Below are 15,991 nucleotides of genomic sequence, written 5' to 3'. Positions count from 1 at the left end.
GGCAGGTGCTGACGTGCACACCAGCGACGAGATCTACCACCGGGTGCTCTGGGACCCCCGCTTCGACCCCGAGCGGTTCGTGATGGGGATCGCCGAGCGCGGGGCCCCGCCGAAGCGGGTCCTGCTCGGCGACTTCGTACCGGGCGGGGAGATCCCCTGGCACCGGGTGGTGTTCTTCGAGGCGGACGGCAGGGTCGTCTGGGACCGTACCTCCGGCGTCGACCGGCTCGACGAGACCCTCCTCGGGCAGGTCGGCCCCGTGCCGGACCCGGCACCCGGCGACGTCCTCGCCGTCCCGTCGACGAACCGCACCGCGGTCGCCTGGCTGCCGCCGTCGGAGCTGTGGCCGCCGATCCAGCACATTCGCCGCGAACACGACCGGCAGATCCGTCGCTGGCCGCCGCACGTCAACGTGCTCTTCGGTTTCGTCCCCGAGGCCGAGTTCCCCCGGGCCCTGCCGCTGGTCGCCGCGGCGCTCGCCGAGACGCCGCCGTTCACCGCCCGCCTGGCAGGCGTCCACTGGTTCGGACACCGCGAGGATGCCACCGTCTGGCTCGACCCGGCCGCCGCCGACCACGACCCCTGGGCGCGGCTGCGGGAGTCCCTGGAGCTCCGCTTCCCGCTCTGCGGATCGCGCTCGCACGGCTTCACCCCGCACCTGTCCCTCGGCCGAACCCCGGACCCGCACGCCCTCGCCCGCAAGGCGGAGGCCCTCCTCGGTCCCATGACAGCCCGGGTCGAAGAGCTGGTCCTGCTCTCCCGGCGCGGCGACGAGCCGATGCGGGTCCGGGCCCGCGTCCTGCTCGGCAGCGGCGACGTACGTCCCCCGGAGAAGCCGACCCTTCCGGGCAACCCTCCGCCGTCACCGCCCGTCTAGTCAGACGCCGCACGGGCCTCGGCCAGCCCGGCCCTCCTGCGGAGACATCGTGAGTCCGCACCCACGCCGTTCCGAGCGACGCGGGCCGAGCGCTCGCCGATCGCCTGACGTCCGAGGGAGGGGTCCGGGGCCGACTTCGGATGCACCCTGGCCCCTCCGGACTCCTTCAAGTTCGAGGGCATGGGCAGCTATCTGAAGTCCACGGGCGAGATGTACGCCGTCGACTCCTCCGACGCCCGGCAGAAGGGCTGCCGCAACACGCTGCCTCCGCGGCGCAGTTCGGCAGGGGCCACGCCGCATCTCGACCCAGGAGGTCGGCCCCGCTAGAACATGGTGTTGTCGTTCTTGGAGGTGGGTGGGATGACCTGGAGGACGTCCCAGTGCTCGACGATCTTGCCGTCTGCGTCGAAGCGGAAGATGTCGATCCCCGCGTACTCCTCGTCCGGCCAGATCTGGCGACAGTGCAGGATGACGTGGTCACCCTCGGCAAAGGCGCGCTTGTACTCGACGCGCTTGCCCGGGTACTCGGCGGCCATGCGCTCGAAGTAGTCGATGAACGCCTGCTTGCCGTCTCCGACGTGCGGGTTGTGCTGGATGTAGGTGGCTCCGGCGTACTGGTCGATGGCCTCGGCGGGGCGGCACTCGTTGAACATCAGGTCGTAGAACGCCTTGGCCGTGGCCTTGTTCTTCTCCGGGTCGCTCATGACGCCACCGTAGGTCCTGGGGCCGGGGGCGGCACTGTAAGTCACGGTTCCACAAGCGGCGCCTACTGCTGTCGGGCGGTCGTCCCGGGACGATCCGCATGCGTGTACGTCTCCGCCTTGCTGTCCTCCGCCGAGGGGTCCATGCCGGCACGTCGCTGTGTGGACGGGGTGTATCAGTGGGCGCGCTCGGGTCAATCCGAGGTGCAGTCGGTGCCGGGGCCGTCGACGCTGGGGGGAAACGTCGCCTGACGTGCTGAGGAGGGAACGTGACGCAGCTGGCCCGGATTCCGTTGGCGGGCGGGGGCAGCATCCTCGTCGAAGGGTCGGGGCTACCGACCGGCCCCGTGCAGGCCGGCCGCATCGGTGACGCCGTGCACGAACTGCCGGGAAGTCTGCAGGCGGCTCTGGAGCCGGTCACGGAGGCGGCGCGCGCCACGCTCGAACAGTTGCGCAAGGCCCGGCCCGAGCAGATCACTGTCGAGTTCGGCCTCGACCTGGCTGTCGAGGCCGGAGCTGTGATCACCAAGAGCCAGGCGATGTGTCACCTGAAGGTGACGATGTCGTGGATGCGGGCGGTTCTTGACGAGAGTGGCGGCCGATCGGTGAACGGGGCCGGGCAGTGAAGGGCGCCGGGCAGTCGGACCTGCCCCGTGCCGTGGCGCAGATCCTCGACGGGGACGGCCGGGTGGCCGGGGCCGGATTCTTGGTGGTCGAGGACGTCCTGGTCACCTGCGCGCACGTCGTCCGCGCGGCGGGAAGCGGCCCGGGTGGCAGCGTGCGGGTGGCTTTCCCCCACGTGGAAGGTGCTCCCCCGGTCGAGGGACAGGTCCTCGAAGGGGCGTGGCGTGCTCCGGAGGCCGAGGACGTGGCGTTCGTACGACTGAGCAGTACGGCTCCGCGCGTGGCTGCGCTGCCGCTGGGCTCCGCGGCCGGGTGCCGGGGCCACGCGGTGCGCTCGTTCGGGTTCCCCGCCCAGGCCCCGCCGGACGGACACTTCGGCTTCGGTGTGGCCGGCGAGCTGCTGCCGGCGACCGAGAACAGGGGTGCGCATCTTCAGTTGACCGCCGCCAACGACCTCACCACCGGCTTCAGCGGTGGGCCGGTGCTGGACGAGGTGACCGGCCTGGTCATCGGCATGCTGACGGAGATCACGGCTCCCGACGAGCACGAACGGGGGCAGGGCATCGCGTACGTCACTCCCACGCAGGTCCTCAGGGAGGTCCTGCCGACGCTGGCCGAGCAGGACTTGTGCCCGTACCAGGGGCTGGAGTCGTTCACTGCCGAACGGGCCCGCTGGTTCGAGGGCCGCAGGGAAGCGGTACGGCAGGTGGTGGCCAACCTGGCCGGCGGGCATCGGCTCACCCTGCTGCTCGGGCCTTCCGGCTCGGGCAAGTCGTCCCTCGTCCAGGCCGGTGTGCTGCGGGCGCTGGCGGCGGGCGCTCTACCGGGCAGTGACCGGTGGCTGCCCGTGGTCGTCCGGCCGCGTCAGGACCTGGTGGCCGAGATGGAACGATCGGGACTGCCCGGCGTGGCCACGGACGGCATCGCCGCGGCGGTGGCCGGCAGGCTGGTCTCCGAGCCCGATCGGGATCGGGTCCTGCTGGTCGTCGACCAGTTCGAGGAACTCCTCACCGGACCTGCGGCAGGGGTACGGGAGGGCCGTACGGGAGTTGCCGCTGTCGCGGACCAGATCGCCCAGGCGGCCGGCTCACCGGCTCCGCTCTCCGTCGTACTGATCATGCGTGACGACTTCTACCCCCAACTGGCGGCCGTGGCACCCCGCTTGCTCGAAGCCTCGATGCCGGGACTCCTCAACGTACAGGGCAGCCTGAGCGAGGAGGACCTGCACGACATCATCGTCCTGCCCGCCCAGGACGTGGGACTGCACTTCCAGCCGGGCCTGCCCGAGCAGATGATCGCCGACGTCCTGGCCGCGAGCCCCGAGGAGTCGGCGACGAGCCGCCGGGCACCGGCCACCGTGCTGCCGATGCTGGAGCTCGCGCTCAGCCAGCTGTGGCTGCGGCGCGAGGACGGCTACCTCACCCACGAGGCGTACCGTCGCATCGGAGCGGTCAGCGGAAGCCTCGCCACGTGGTGCGACACCGCACTCAACCAGCTGCCGCCGGAACAACGGCCCGTTGCGCAGGGCATCCTGACCGCCCTGGTCCACCCGGCCGACCCGGCCCGCCGCGTTCCCGCCGTTCGTGCGCAGGTTCCGCTCGACGAACTCCGCGAGCTGGTGGCGGGTGGCGGCGGAGCGGACGGGGGCGGTCGCGCCGAGGGCGACACTCGCAGCGAGGGTGGCGGCGACCACTCCGTGGACGAGGTCATCGCCGGCCTCGTGCACCATCGCATCATCACCACCCATCGCCTCGACGCCCCGACCGGACGGGCGGTGGCCGAACTGGTTCATGACTCCCTCATCCGCGACTGGGGCACCCTGCGGGAGTGGGTCGCTCAGGACCACCGTTTCCAGGAGTGGCTCGACCGCACACGGGAACGCAGCGCCCGCTGGGCCGCGCAGCGCGACCCGGGAGACCTCCTGGCCGGGACGGCCCTGGCCGAGGGCCTGGAATGGTCGCGGCAACGCCGTCTACCGGGCAACATCACCGCTTTCCTCACCGCCAGCAAGCAGCGCCAGCAAGCCGTGATCCGGCGCAGCAGGCGCCTCAACGGCATCCTCGCCGGACTGCTCGTCCTCGCGCTCGTCGCCGCGGGCGGCGCCCTGTGGCAGTGGCGGACAGCGGTCGGGCGACAGCAGGCGGCCCTGTCCCGACAGCTCGCCGCCCAGTCCGACACGCTGAGCGACACGAACCCCGAGCTCTCCGCCCTGCTGGCCATCCAGGCCTACCGCACCAGCCCGACTCCCGAGTCCCTCGCGAGCCTGCGGTCCTCCGCGACCCTCCCGCTGCACCGCCGCTGGTCCGGCCATACCAACCTGGTCAATTCCCTGGCGTTCAGCCCGGACGGCAACACCCTCGCCACGGGCAGCAGCGACAGGACCGTACGGCTCTGGGACGTGACCACCGGCAGGACCCGCACGATTCTCAAGGGCCACACCGACACGGTGACGGCCGTGGCGGCCAGTCCTGACGGCAGTACCTTCGCCACGGGCAGTCTGGACGGCACCGCAAGGCTGTGGGACGCCGCGACCGGCAGGCTGCGCACCACGCTGCCCAGGCAGTCCGACGGCGTCTGGGCGGTGGCGTTCAGCCCCGACGGCACCACCCTCGCCGTCTGCGACGGCGACAGGAAGGCGAGGCTGTGGGATCTGGGCACCCGAAAGGTCCGCGCCACCCTCGAGGGACACACCGACCAGGTGGTGTCGATCGCCTTCAGCCGGGACAGCAGCACTGCCGTCACCGGCAGCTGGGACCGGACCGCGCGCATCTGGGACGCCTCTACCGGCCAGTTCCGCAGAAAGCTGGAGGGGCATTCCGCGGCGCTGCAGTCGGTGGCGCTCAGCCGGGACGGCCGTACGCTCGCCACCGGCAGCTGGGACCGCACGGCATGGCTGTGGGATCTCCAGACGGGCAAGCCGCGCGTTTCGCTGCTCGGGCACTCCGATGTGGTGTATTCGGTGGCGTTCAGCCCCGACGACCTCACCCTCGCCACCGGCAGCGTCGACCACACGGCGCGGCTGTGGGACGTGGCCACCGGCGCGACCCGCGACAAGTTGGCAGGACACACCAACATGGTCTACGCGGTGGCCTTCAGTCCGAACGGCCGCACCCTCGCCACCGGCAGCCGCGACGAGACCGTACGGCTCTGGGACATCGCCCGTACGATCCGGACGACCCTGGTGGGGCACGTCAACCAGGTGACCGCCGTGGCGTTCCGTCCCGACGGCCGCGTCCTCGCCACGGCCGGCGCCGACTTCACCGTGCGCTTGTGGAACATGCCCGCCGGCACGATCCGCACCGTCTTGAAGGGCCACACCCAGGGGGTGAACGCTGTCGCGTTCAGCCCGGACGGCGCAACCCTCGCCACCGGCGGCGCCGACAAGACGGTACGCCTGTGGGACGTGGCCACCGGGAGGGAGCGCGCACGGCTGCTCGGCCACCAGAGCGGGGTGAACTCCGTGGCGTTCAGCTCGGACCGCAGCACTCTCGCCACCGGCAGCAGCGACAAGACGGCGCGGTTGTGGGACCTGGAAACCGGCAAGGAGCGCACGGCCCTGCGCGGCCACGACGAGCAGGTGTACGGCGTGGCGTTCAGTCCCGACGGCCGTACGCTCGCCACCGCGGGCGGAGACTACACCGCGCGTTTGTGGGACGTGGACACCGGCAAAGAGCGCACCGTCCTGCGTGGGCACACCGACCAGGTCCAGTCGGTGGCGTTCAGCCCTGACGGCCGCACGGTCGCCACCGCGGGCCTCGACTACACCGCCCGGGTGTGGGACGCGAAGACCGGCAAGACCCGCAAGACCCTGCTCGGGCACTACGACGGGGTGGTCTCCGCTGCCTTCAGCCCTGACGGCCGAACTCTCGCCACCGGCAGCATCGACTCGTCCGCGATGCTGTGGGACGTGGCCACCGGGAAGTCCCGCACCACCCTGTGGGGGCACTTCGACGCACTGTCCGCCGTGGCCTTCAGCCCCGACGGCCGCACCCTCGCCACCGGCAGCGCGGACCGGACGGCCCGGCTGTGGGACGTCCGCCTCGTCCCGGCCGGCGAAGCCATCGACAAGATCTGCCGCACGGTCGGCCGCGACCTCACCCCCGCGGAGCGCACGGCGTACCTCCCGGGGCGGTCCACCGGCCCCGTGTGCGACTGAGCGCTGGGGACGGTCCGGGGGCCGGGGGCGGACCGGGAGCTGGGGACGGACCCTCGGCTGAGGGCGGCAGTCGCCGACCTCGGCGCTTCTCGCTCGGGTGGGGGCCTGCGGGCCCGAGGCGGCGCTCGGTGCGTGGCGCTGCGAACACGCCCACGGCGGCTCAGATCCGGCAGAGCGCCCTGCCGGGCGACCTGCCGCCCGTCGACGGCGTGACGGGGCCGCGGGCGTGCCCCGTTGGTGCTCGTCGGTGGGCGACGGCTTGCGGGACGTCTCGGCTGCGGCGTCGGCTGCCGTTCAGTTCGCCTTGACGTCCTGCGGCAAGGGGTGGTCGCGCCTGTCCTCGTGGTTGCGGTGCCAGGGGAACGGGGCGAGGTCCGGCTCGACCCAGCTGGTCCTGGCCTGGTCGCCGGCCAGCGTCGAGGACCGGTAGAAGCGGGTGAGCAGCTTCTTGTCGAGGAGTGCGGGGTTGTGGTCGGCGAAGGCGTCGAAGTCGGCGGTGCCGTGGTGCGCGACGTGGTGGCCGACGAGTTCGACCCAGGCGCGGCTGACGGTGGCGTTGTACTTCTGCGGGGCGCCCGCGTAGCGGGCCGTCTCCCGGATGCCGTCGCTGATGAGGTCCACGGCTGCGGTGGTGCCGTAGCGCCGTACCGCGAGCCAGGTCAGGTGGACGTGCTGGCGGTGTCCGAAACGCTCGGCACCGGCCATTGCCTCCCCCATCAGTTCCGCGAACGGTGTGGACTGATCCTTGGCCATCTCGGTCACGAGCCCTCCTCGATCAGCGCGTTCAGAACCGCGTGGAATCCGGCGACCGCTTCACGCGGCAGGCCGTTGAGCGCGCGGTTCTCCAGATCGGCCAGCGTCTGCCTGATCAGAGCGGCCGCCGCACGCCCGGATTCGGTGAGCTCGATGAGCACCGAGCGGCGGTCACCTGCTCGTGTGCCTCGTGTGATGTGGCCGCGGCGTTCCAGCCGGTCCAGCACGCTGGTCAGCGTCGTGGGACGGGTGCCCACGGCGGCGCCCAGCTGGGAGACAGTACGGCCTTGCCCGTCGGCGAGATTGGCGAGGGCGTTGATCTCGGAGGCGGACAGGTCGAGGTCGACGAGTTCGGTGGCGATCAGTTGCAGGGTGGCGTGTGTCGCGCGCTGCAGGGCCAGCAGCGCCGACTGCACGGGCGGCACGAATTCGGACTTCACGATTTCGGATACTACGAAATCGTTGGGTTTGGGGCAAGGTCACACCGGTGGGCACAGCGCGTGAGTCGGATCCGACCTGCCCGGCCGCGACCTTCTCCACTACGCTCCAGGGCCCCGTCCGGCGGATCTCGGGCGCGTGCGGCAAGGCGGTGCGGACCAGCCGGGGACGGCAATGTCGTCGTCTGCGACGGCCAGGGCAACCCGCTGTGGGCCACGGGCACGAACGGGTGCGGAGAGCTCGGAGCATGGCTGCGGGTCCAGTCGGACGCCAACACCGTCCTGTACACCCGTGACTGGACGCCGATCTGGGCACGCTTCGACGGCCCCGACTCCCGCCCCTGCTGAGCTGCTCCCCCGGTTCACGCACGGCGGGTCGCAGCCGCAGAGTGCGGCAGACCGGGGCCGCGTCCGGCCCGGCGCGCGCAGAGGCGAAGGGCTGCGACCTCTCGTCGGTGTGGTGTGGGTGCGCGCCGCCCCGTCGGCACCTGGCAACCAGCCCGGCAACACCGAGGTGGAAAAGCAAGTGCCGCACCTCGACTCGCGCAGGCAGGATGCCCGTATGTCTGCCGAAGTCAGCGGGATGATCGAGTGTCGCCCAGGTGCCCGCCTCCGGGCCGCGGGAGACGAAAGCGGCTCGGGCCGGTCCGGCACGTCATGCGCACACTCGGCAGACTCCATGGCGACGAGCAGGTGGGACTCGTTGCCTGGTTCCACTGACCTCGGCCCCACGGCGGCACGCCGCTTGGCCGAATGGAGGCAGCCGTGACCGAACGCGACGTCATGCTCAACGAACTCGCCCAGGGGCTCCGCCCGATGTCACAGGGCATCGCATGGTTCGACGCACTCGACCCCGGGGAACAGTCCGCAGCCCTTGTGTTTCTGAGCCACCATTGCGTCCAGGCGCGCACCGTCGCCGAGGACGGGCCGGAGGGCATCCGCCGCGCCGGTCTACGCCCGACACACGCCCGCGGTCCTCATCACGCGCGGCCGGATCGAGCACCAGCTGGGAAAGATCGCCTCTCTCACCCCCCTCGACGAACGCCGCAAGGCGTTCCGACTGCTGGTCGCGGTCCTCGCGATCGCCGACGGACGACGTCGCGAACGCAGCTGCTCGGCCGGATGCGGTCACTGGTGGCACAACCTGCCCCCCGCCGGGTGACCCCGCATGGAGCCACTACAGCGGCAGCAGGGCCGCTCACATCGTCACCCGGCCCGCCACCCCGTCCGAGCTCGGCCGGCTTGCTCCCGCAGCAGATCTGTCAATCGCTGCCGTCCTCGATCGTCGACGGCTCGCGCAGCGGCCGGCGCCAGACTCCTGGCGCCAGAAGAGAGCCCCCGGCCGACCCTTGGGGTGCCGGCCAGGGACCCTTTCGCGAACCACCCGGCGGGTCAGCGGTCCGGGTTGATCCCGTTCGAGACGGACCTCACGCGGGCGACCTGGACCTTCGCCGCATACTCCACGTTACCGAGCTCGACGTCGCTCGCGTGGAGGTGCGCCACGACGGCGCCGATGCGCATGACGACCTCGAAGGAGTCGCCGTCCTGCATCGCCTCGGTCTCGTCCGCGCCGGCGTCCACCGTCACCGGCTTCGCCGGCTCGCCGTACTCCGCGCTCTCCTTGCGCTCCTGCTCCGCCAGGTCCTTCATCGTCGTGGACGCGTCCTTCGCCGTGGCGAAGGTGAAGAGGGTGAACTCCACCCGCGCCTCGTCCGCGGAGCCCCGGGCCTCCATGTCCCTGTTCCCGATCGCCTGGACCCCGGCACACGGCGACTTCGTCAACTCGGAGCAACCCTTGACCACATCGTCGCCCTGGACCACGACGGGATCACCGCCGACCATGACGTCGCCGATGCTGCCGTCGGACGGGAGCGCGGAGTACAGGCCCGTCGCGTCCACCCAGACCGGCGGGAAGTTCGGCGTCACGCCCTCGCCGTCGGCGGGTGCCGATGCCCCTCCACCTCCCTTGGCGGACGGCTTCGCCGTCGCCCCTCCCGTGGTCGGGCTGCTCTTCGCCGCGCCTTCCGCCGGGGTGCTCCCGTCCTTGCACCCGGTCAGGGCAAGCGCCATTACCGCCGCGACGGCGGCCCCCCGTATTACAGCCTTCACCCGGACTCCTCCGACGCCCTGATCACGCCCGGAGAGGACCGGACCATGATCGAAGTCATTGACAGGCACACCCAACCCCATCGGCCGGCGACCGGCAAAATCCGACGGCAGCTTCACGCTGTCCCGGAACCGCGCAACAGTGACCTTGTCCGCCCCCACGCTCTCGGCACCCAGGACCTGCACCGCGATCGCGGCCTCCACGCCGGACGCGTTCCTGACCGGGACGAGCCGGAGGCGGAGACGAGGGATGGGTTGAGCGCTCTCGGACAGACAGCGCTCCCATCGCGCCCGTGCACCAGCTGCAAGGCCGTAGCGCTTCCGCCCGGCCCTTTGCGAAGGCCGGCGTCGTGCGGAGGTGCGATCCAACCGGCAAGGAAGAACCTTCGCCGGACCGCAGCCAGGCGGCGGTGTCCAGCACATCGCGGCGGAACCGGAGGACGTACGCCATATTGTCGTCGCAGGTCAGCCACTTTCCAGCCGCCCAGAGGTCGAGCACAGATCTTGGGGAGCGGTCGCGGAGTGTCACCCCGATGGCCGCCGTGTGTCCTGCCCACCTCGCCACTACCCGTCCACGAGCCGAAGAGCCGCCGGGTCGAAGCCAGTCGATCTTGACAGCCCCGGCGTGCGCGAAGTCGGATGTGGTGTCGAGTTGACGACGAGAAGCGACACCGTTGCATTGGGGATCGGCATGTTCATAGCAGAAGAAGGCGTTTTCGATCCTGCGGAGATGTTGAACCTCTACGACTCGGTCGGCTGGGAGGGCTACACCAGTGACGTCGACAAGCTGTGTCGCGGTCTTGCGAACTCTCACCTCGTGATCACGGCGAGAGATGGATCGGGAACGCTCCTCGGACTGGCCCGGACCATCTCCGACGACGAGCACATCTGCTACGTCCAGGACGTAGTGGTGAATCCGGCGAACCACAGGCAGGGGGTTGGCCGGGCGCTGGTTGAGCACCTGATGCGGCGGTACTCCCACTGCCGGTTCTTTCTCCTGTCCACGGACCACGAGTCGTCACCGGAAGGCAAGCGCAACCACGCGTTCTACCGGAGCCTGGGCTTCCTGTCGTACGAAGAGAAGGAGATCGCCGGCTTCGGTCTGCCCAGGAACCGCACCGACCTGCGTGGTATGACGCCATGAGCACAAGATCTTGAGGAGCTCCGGAGTATTACTGGAGCAGGATCATCTTGCCCAGGAGTTCGAATCCGGGTCGCCCGTAGAGCTGCCTTTTGATCTTCTTGATGCGGTTGACGGCGCCTTCGATGCTGTTCAGGCCGGTGCGGTCGTCCTCGCTCGGTGCGGTGGGGTATCGGGTGAGCCAGCCGGCCGAGGGGTTCGCAGTCCTGCGGCTGACTGGGCTCTGCGCTCATCGCCTCCAGCAGTGCGCCGTCGGGCTTCGGGCTGCGCAGGCAGTCGCGGTGGGCGGCGAGGCACGTCTCCACGGCCCGACCGAGGCCCTGCCACAGATAGAACCGGGCGACCTGCAGGGCATCGGGGGGAACCGCGCCGGGCGCCCTCGACGTAGGCGCCAGCCCGGTCCCGGCAGATGATCTCCACGCCCGGGTGGCGGGTCAGCCAGGCGGCGAGCGGCCCGGCTTCACGGGACGGAAGCACATCGACCACGCGTTGGTCTTCAACGTCGGTCAAGACGGTGGAGCAGATCTGGCCCCGACGGGTCGCGAAGTCGTGCACGCCCAGCACACGCGGCGTGCTGAACTGCGGATCGGGCAGTGCCATGACCCTACGTAACAGGGTCATCCTTCCCGCGCCGAAGCCCAGCCGGGCGGCCAGCCGGGCGTCGGCCCGCCCGGCAAGGGCCAGCCCCACTTGCTCCAGGGCGTGGTTGAGGCGAAAGGTGAACCGTGCGTATGGGGCGGCCGGCGGGTGACACTCCGCAACCGCTGCCCAAGATCTTCGCCAGAACCGGTTCTCGCGAACAGAGCCATCAGGTATTCGCGCGCGGTCGCGGAAACGCACCAGAGCCGCCTTACGGGGGCGGTGCAGCCGATGTTGCTGACGCCGGTGTGACTCCCCATCGTGGTCCCGCGCAAGAAGCTCAGCCAGCTCGTGAACTCACCAGCAGTGCAGCAGTTCAGACGGTGGCGGGACACGAAGTCGAGGGGGAACCTCAGCCACGTGCTCCAGCGTCCACCCGATGCGCACCGCAGGAGGAACGCCTTGGGGGTCCTCAGTGCCAACCTCCGCGATGCAGTCGAGCTCACCCGGCCTCGCCGCGGGCTGAATGTCGGCCTGTCGGCGGTCACTTCGGCTTCGGCGCCGTCCTCACAGACGGGCGCTCCAGTTCCTCAAGGCGAACAGCGATCCGGTCGCCGCGCTGGGGAGTCGAGCGGATCAGCTCGTACGGCTCCCCTGCGCCTGTGTCATTTCGTGGGATGGACGTGGAGTTGGGTTGCCCGCGAAGCAGGAGAGCGCAGTAGGTCACGCCAGTCGCCGGGCCAATTCGCCAGCGCGAGGATGCCCATGATGACAAGGTGGGTCGGCGCGGCCCAGCTCTCCACGGCCGGGTCGTGGTTGACGATGTGCGTGGTGACCGCGCCGGTGAGCACGAACATCAGCGTCGTGGCTCCCAGGAAGCGTGCCCGCCGGTTGGGGATCACGAGCAGGACGGCGGCGACACCTTCCAGGGCCCCGACCACGAAGCGCATCCAGGACGGATAACCCCAGTCGACGAACTTCACGGAGTACGCCGAGCTGAATATCGTGTCGCCTGGCCAGTACTTGGTCACGGCGCCCAGCATGAACTCGAAGGCCAGGAACCAGTACAGACCGGTCATGAGGCGTTTCGGCATCTTCGTTCCTTCGGGGAAGTGGGCAGGGTGGTCCCTCCGCACGGCGATTGCATGGCCGTCGGAGGCTTGCGTTCGGGGGTCAGCCCCGCAGGGTGGCGATGGCCTTCTCGATGCGCCGTCGGCGCGTCTCGGGCTTCTTCGCGCTCTCGATGGCGCGCACATGCTCGCGCTTGTGGCTGTACGTGAGGTTGTCGTAGGCGGCGCGGGCGACCGGGTCGTCGTTCAGCGCCTGGGTGAAGTCGGCAGGTTCGACGACGACGCGCGGCTCCGTGTCGAGTTCCAGCTCGACCTCGACCTCATCGCCGATCTCGACGCCCGCGGCTCGCCGGTTGGCATGGCTGAGGCCGAGCAGGTGGCGGCCACGCAGGAGGGCGACCCGGCTCTTCCAGGAATGCCCGTTGACCGTGATCGTCACCGGCGGCCGCGCGCCGCCGCCGAGCGCTGCTACGACCTCGGACGGAACTTCCAGACCCCGCATGGGCTCCGGGGGCTCAACGTGGGCCAGAAACTTCATGATCTTCTCCTCTTCGTCCTGCCTGTTCGTCCTGCCTGTTCACCGCGGACCCGGCCTCGCCCTGCTCCCATCGTGGCCATTCGGCCAGGGCTGTCGGTTTCTTGGGCGCTGTAGCCGGGATGCCGGATGTGCCGTCCGGGTCGGCGAAGGTGCCGCCGTACCCGCCCCACGGCAGAGCACCGGCGGGCCTGCGGGAGCCGGTCAGGACGGCGTGGGGGCGAGCGGCGCGGCAGCCTCCCAGGCGAACCCGTCCGGGTCGGTGAAGGCGCCCGCGGTGCCGCCGAGGACGATGCGGTGCGAGCCGGTGCCGTCGGCGGGGACGCCGAGGTCCTTGGCCAGGGCGCGGCGCTTGTACAGCGCCAGCTTGAGGGGGCTGGACTGGCCGGCGGCGAACTCGACGTACTTGCTGCCGACGCTCTTGGACACGGTCAGGCCCTGGCCGGCGTAGAACTGCTTGGTGGCCTTCACGGCCTCGACGCCGAGCAGCAGGACGATCTCGTCGACCGTGCGGGTGTCGGGGCCGTTGTTCCTCTTCGCCGAGGTCGCGATCTTCCAGATCGTCCCGTCCGGGGCCTGGACGACGCCGCCGTAGCCCCACAGCGACTTCGCGGCGGGCTTCAGGATCGTGGCGCCGGCGGCCACGGCGGCGCCGACGAAGCCGTCGACGGTGGCGGGCCCGGACACCGTGAGGCCCAGGGTGAAGCCGCGGAATCCGGTGGTGTGCGCCTCGGAGGCCCGGAGGCGGATGTACGTGTCGACGCCGAAGGCGCTGTAGAAGCGGCGGGCGGCCTCGGGGTCGGCCACCTCGAGGGTGACGGACGCGAGGGACATGTGGGCTGCGGTGGAAGTGGTGGTTGCCATGACCCTCACGCTAGGGGCCGTGTGGCTGTCGGGGCTTCTCGAATCCTGACCGGTCTCGCGAGAGGCTTCGCCGCGCACGCCGCCATTCCCAGGTCTCCGGCCATTCCGTGGCCGGAGGCGGCGGATGACGCCATGGCGGTGATGGTCCAGGCACCCCGCCCGGTCGTCGTGGGCCCATGCCCTTCAGGACTCCGGCAGCAGTGCAACGCCCACCGAGAGGGTCAGGCGCTCGGAGTGTGGCTCTGTGCGGCGGCTCCGACCCAGGGGTTGATCGGAGCCGCCACAGAGCACCCGCGAGATCGCGGTGCGGACCGTCGAGACATCGGGGCCGGTCGAGGAGGAGGGGGCGCGGCCTTTGATGTTCCGTTCGGGCCCGGTGGGGCTCCTGTAGTAAATATATATACCGTCGAGTAAGCAAGAGCATGAAAATTTTCATGCCGGACGATCACGCAGAGAATAGAACCCCTGACCAGACGTGTCGGTCGGTTTCGGGCGGTCTCAGTCGTCCAGGAAGAAGTCGTGCTGATCAGCCGCGTGCTCGTACTTCTCCAGCCGCGTCTGCGTACGCTCCGGGTCCGCGTCCGCCATGGCCTGGAGAATGCCCGCCGACAGCACCCCCGGCGCCGCGTACGAGTCGAAGACCAGCCGCGAGCCCGTGCCGGCGGTGAACACCTCGTCGGCCTCGTCGGCCAGCGGCCCGAGCGCGAGGTCCGTGATCAGCGCGACGCGCAGCCCGACACCGCGGGCGGCACGCACGACGGCGAGGGTCTCCTTGGCGTGCCGCGGCATCGCGAAGGCCAGCACCCACGTGCCGCCCGCCTCGCGCGCCTGGAGCAGCCCGTCGAAGGCGACGCTGCCGCCCCGCGTCACCACCCGGACATCGGGGTGGATGCGCCGCGCGGCGTACGCGAAGTACTCGGCGAGGGAGACCGAGATCCGCAGGCCGACGACCGTCAGGGGCACGGACCGGGCCAGCTCACGGCCGAGGGACACGATCCGGTCGGGATCGCCGAGGGCGCGCCGCAGGGACGTCAGGTTCTCGATCTCGGCGTCGATCGCGGACTGGAGCTCGTTACGGTGCTGCTCCTCCCCCTCGCCCGGCGCACCGGCGACCGCGCTGAGCGCGATGGGCTGGAGCGCCTCCCGGAGCGCGGGGTAACCGCTGAATCCCAGCGAGGAGGCGAACCGGGTCACGGACGGCTGGCTGACCCCCACCCGCTCCGCGAGCTCGGTGATGGACAGGAACGCCGCCTCGGTGAGGTGATCGGTCAGGAACTGGGCGATACGCCGCTGCGCGGGAGACAGCCGGTGCCCGCCGAACAGCGCCCGCACCCGCTCGCCGGGAGAGGCCGCCTCGGCCTCGGACGAGCGCCTGCCCGGCGTGATCGCGGCTGCCTGTGCACGCGCCTGCTGCCCGGATGCCACGGGTGTCTCCTTCTCATGTCGCTGCCGCCCAAGATAGTTCACCCGCGCCTCACCCCCACGAGCCCGAAGCACCGGCCCGCCGGCAGCGCGCCGCGACACCACCATGCGTACGGCAACCTGCCTCGCTGCGCAGGCATGCAGGGGACGGGAGAGCCCCGCAGGTGAGCCCGCAGGTGAGCCTCCAGGTGAGCCCGCAGGTGAGCCTCCAGGTGAGCCCGCAGGTGAGATCAGGGGGCCGGACCCGAAGGGCCCGTCGGCCTGCACTCTAAGGACGGTGCAGGCGGCTGAAGCCCGCCTGAAGCGTATGGAAGGTGACGGACGCACCGCCGAGGTACTCGGCCTTCTCGCGGAGCCGGTCGACGACCGCGGGGCTCGGCCGCCCGTACACGTCGATGGAGCGCATACGGATCAGTGCGCCGAACGCGCGGAACTTCGGCCCTCCGACCTCCAGGTGCAGCTCCATCGACGCGGAGTCGGGATGCACGGCGACAACACTCATCGTGGACTCGGCCTCGTCGAGATAGAAGTGGTACGCGAGGAGTTGCGGCTCGCGCTCGGCCACGAACGCCGCCAGATCCCGCATGCCGTCCCTGGCCTCTTCGATCCTGCCTTCCAGGATCGAAGAGCGGTCGATGTAGAAGAGGGGTTCGGTCATGGCCCGAAGCTAGCGCGCGTTCTTCTCCCGGCCTGCGCGACGCGCTCCGTGTCCTTGTGCCCGAGTCG

The 15,991-nt window shown here is 70.5% G+C and carries 14 protein-coding genes and 1 pseudogene; 6 read left to right on the top strand and 9 right to left on the bottom strand.

Annotated elements, in window-relative coordinates; translation table 11 throughout:
* Window positions 1–13: 13 nt before the first annotated feature.
* Both ACF07V_RS36065 and ACF07V_RS36060 read left to right on the top strand, forming a co-directional pair.
* On the top strand, window positions 14–877 hold the full coding sequence (locus tag ACF07V_RS36065; protein ID WP_392159995.1) for an RNA repair domain-containing protein: 864 nt from the start codon (window positions 14–16) through the stop codon (window positions 875–877).
* Window positions 878–1,057: 180 nt separating this feature from the next.
* On the top strand, window positions 1,058–1,204 hold the full coding sequence (locus tag ACF07V_RS36060; protein ID WP_392159993.1) for a hypothetical protein: 147 nt from the start codon (window positions 1,058–1,060) through the stop codon (window positions 1,202–1,204).
* On the opposite strand, the gene ACF07V_RS36055 is transcribed toward ACF07V_RS36060, so the two are convergent.
* A complete protein-coding gene (locus tag ACF07V_RS36055; protein ID WP_392159991.1) occupies window positions 1,201–1,581 on the bottom strand; it encodes a nuclear transport factor 2 family protein in 381 nt (126 codons plus the stop codon). The two genes, ACF07V_RS36060 and ACF07V_RS36055, sit on opposite strands and share 4 nt — an antisense overlap.
* A 266-nt stretch (window positions 1,582–1,847) precedes the next feature.
* Here ACF07V_RS36055 and ACF07V_RS36050 point away from each other — a divergent pair, with 266 nt between their 5' ends.
* Both ACF07V_RS36050 and ACF07V_RS36045 read left to right on the top strand, forming a co-directional pair.
* Window positions 1,848–2,204, top strand: a complete 357-nt coding sequence (locus tag ACF07V_RS36050; RefSeq protein WP_392159989.1) for a CU044_2847 family protein — start codon at window positions 1,848–1,850, stop codon at window positions 2,202–2,204.
* Window positions 2,201–6,358 (top strand): trypsin-like peptidase domain-containing protein, encoded by a 4,158-nt coding sequence (locus ACF07V_RS36045; RefSeq protein WP_392159987.1) that lies wholly within the window; start codon window positions 2,201–2,203, stop codon window positions 6,356–6,358. Before ACF07V_RS36050 ends, ACF07V_RS36045 begins: the two co-directional genes overlap by 4 nt.
* A gap of 294 nt (window positions 6,359–6,652) precedes the next feature.
* Here ACF07V_RS36045 and ACF07V_RS36040 read toward each other — a convergent pair whose 3' ends face one another.
* Both ACF07V_RS36040 and ACF07V_RS36035 read right to left on the bottom strand, forming a co-directional pair.
* Entirely contained in the window at window positions 6,653–7,120 is a 468-nt protein-coding gene (locus ACF07V_RS36040) for a hypothetical protein (RefSeq protein ID WP_392159985.1), read from the bottom strand.
* Window positions 7,117–7,551: a MarR family winged helix-turn-helix transcriptional regulator gene (locus ACF07V_RS36035; protein ID WP_392159983.1), complete on the bottom strand. Its 435-nt coding sequence runs from the start codon at window positions 7,549–7,551 to the stop codon at window positions 7,117–7,119. The genes ACF07V_RS36040 and ACF07V_RS36035 overlap by 4 nt, the downstream gene beginning before the upstream one ends.
* Before the next feature lie 750 nt (window positions 7,552–8,301).
* On the opposite strand from ACF07V_RS36035, the pseudogene ACF07V_RS36030 reads away from it, so the two are divergent.
* Window positions 8,302–8,710: pseudogene (locus ACF07V_RS36030) on the top strand (DUF5958 family protein).
* A gap of 230 nt (window positions 8,711–8,940) precedes the next feature.
* On the opposite strand, the gene ACF07V_RS36025 reads toward ACF07V_RS36030, so the two are convergent.
* Window positions 8,941–9,858, bottom strand: a complete 918-nt coding sequence (locus ACF07V_RS36025) for a hypothetical protein (protein WP_392159981.1) — start codon at window positions 9,856–9,858, stop codon at window positions 8,941–8,943.
* Between the two features lie 421 nt (window positions 9,859–10,279).
* Between ACF07V_RS36025 and ACF07V_RS36020 the strand changes: the two genes are divergently transcribed.
* A complete protein-coding gene (locus ACF07V_RS36020) occupies window positions 10,280–10,798 on the top strand; it encodes a GNAT family N-acetyltransferase (RefSeq protein WP_392159979.1) in 519 nt (172 codons plus the stop codon).
* Between the two features lie 1,241 nt (window positions 10,799–12,039).
* Here ACF07V_RS36020 and ACF07V_RS36015 read toward each other — a convergent pair.
* The 5 genes from ACF07V_RS36015 to ACF07V_RS35995 all read right to left on the bottom strand — a co-directional run bounded on the left by ACF07V_RS36015 (window position 12,040) and on the right by ACF07V_RS35995 (window position 15,923).
* A complete protein-coding gene (locus ACF07V_RS36015; RefSeq protein WP_392159978.1) occupies window positions 12,040–12,468 on the bottom strand; it encodes a DoxX family protein in 429 nt (142 codons plus the stop codon).
* A 79-nt stretch (window positions 12,469–12,547) separates the two neighbouring features.
* Window positions 12,548–12,982 (bottom strand): YdeI/OmpD-associated family protein, encoded by a 435-nt coding sequence (locus tag ACF07V_RS36010; RefSeq protein WP_392159976.1) that lies wholly within the window; start codon window positions 12,980–12,982, stop codon window positions 12,548–12,550.
* Between the two features lie 201 nt (window positions 12,983–13,183).
* The gene (locus ACF07V_RS36005) at window positions 13,184–13,843 is read right to left on the bottom strand and encodes a glyoxalase (RefSeq protein WP_392159974.1); all 660 of its coding nucleotides are present in this window, start codon (window positions 13,841–13,843) and stop codon (window positions 13,184–13,186) included.
* 498 nt (window positions 13,844–14,341) lie between these two features.
* Window positions 14,342–15,268 carry a MurR/RpiR family transcriptional regulator gene (locus ACF07V_RS36000; protein ID WP_392159973.1) on the bottom strand — a complete coding sequence of 309 codons (927 nt, stop codon included), beginning with the start codon at window positions 15,266–15,268 and terminating at the stop codon, window positions 14,342–14,344.
* A 265-nt stretch (window positions 15,269–15,533) separates the two neighbouring features.
* Window positions 15,534–15,923, bottom strand: coding sequence for a hypothetical protein (locus ACF07V_RS35995; protein ID WP_392159971.1), 390 nt, complete (start codon window positions 15,921–15,923; stop codon window positions 15,534–15,536).
* Between the last annotated feature and the right edge of the window lie 68 nt (window positions 15,924–15,991).

This window comes from Streptomyces sp. NPDC015661, from assembly GCF_043077765.1.
Lineage (GTDB): Bacteria > Actinomycetota > Actinomycetes > Streptomycetales > Streptomycetaceae > Streptomyces.
This window is presented reverse-complemented; position numbering and strand designations above follow the sequence as displayed.

What these genes read in the sequence shown, in the direction of transcription:
- ACF07V_RS36010 (WP_392159976.1), bottom strand. Translation starts at nt 12,982, where the DNA reads ATGAAGTTTCTGGCCCACGTTGAGCCCCCGGAGCCCATGCGGGGTCTG.
- ACF07V_RS36055 (WP_392159991.1), bottom strand. Translation starts at nt 1,581, where the DNA reads ATGAGCGACCCGGAGAAGAACAAGGCCACGGCCAAGGCGTTCTACGAC.
- ACF07V_RS36060 (WP_392159993.1), top strand. Translation starts at nt 1,058, where the DNA reads ATGGGCAGCTATCTGAAGTCCACGGGCGAGATGTACGCCGTCGACTCC.
- ACF07V_RS35995 (WP_392159971.1), bottom strand. Translation starts at nt 15,923, where the DNA reads ATGACCGAACCCCTCTTCTACATCGACCGCTCTTCGATCCTGGAAGGC.
- ACF07V_RS36015 (WP_392159978.1), bottom strand. Translation starts at nt 12,468, where the DNA reads ATGCCGAAACGCCTCATGACCGGTCTGTACTGGTTCCTGGCCTTCGAG.
- ACF07V_RS36005 (WP_392159974.1), bottom strand. Translation starts at nt 13,843, where the DNA reads ATGGCAACCACCACTTCCACCGCAGCCCACATGTCCCTCGCGTCCGTC.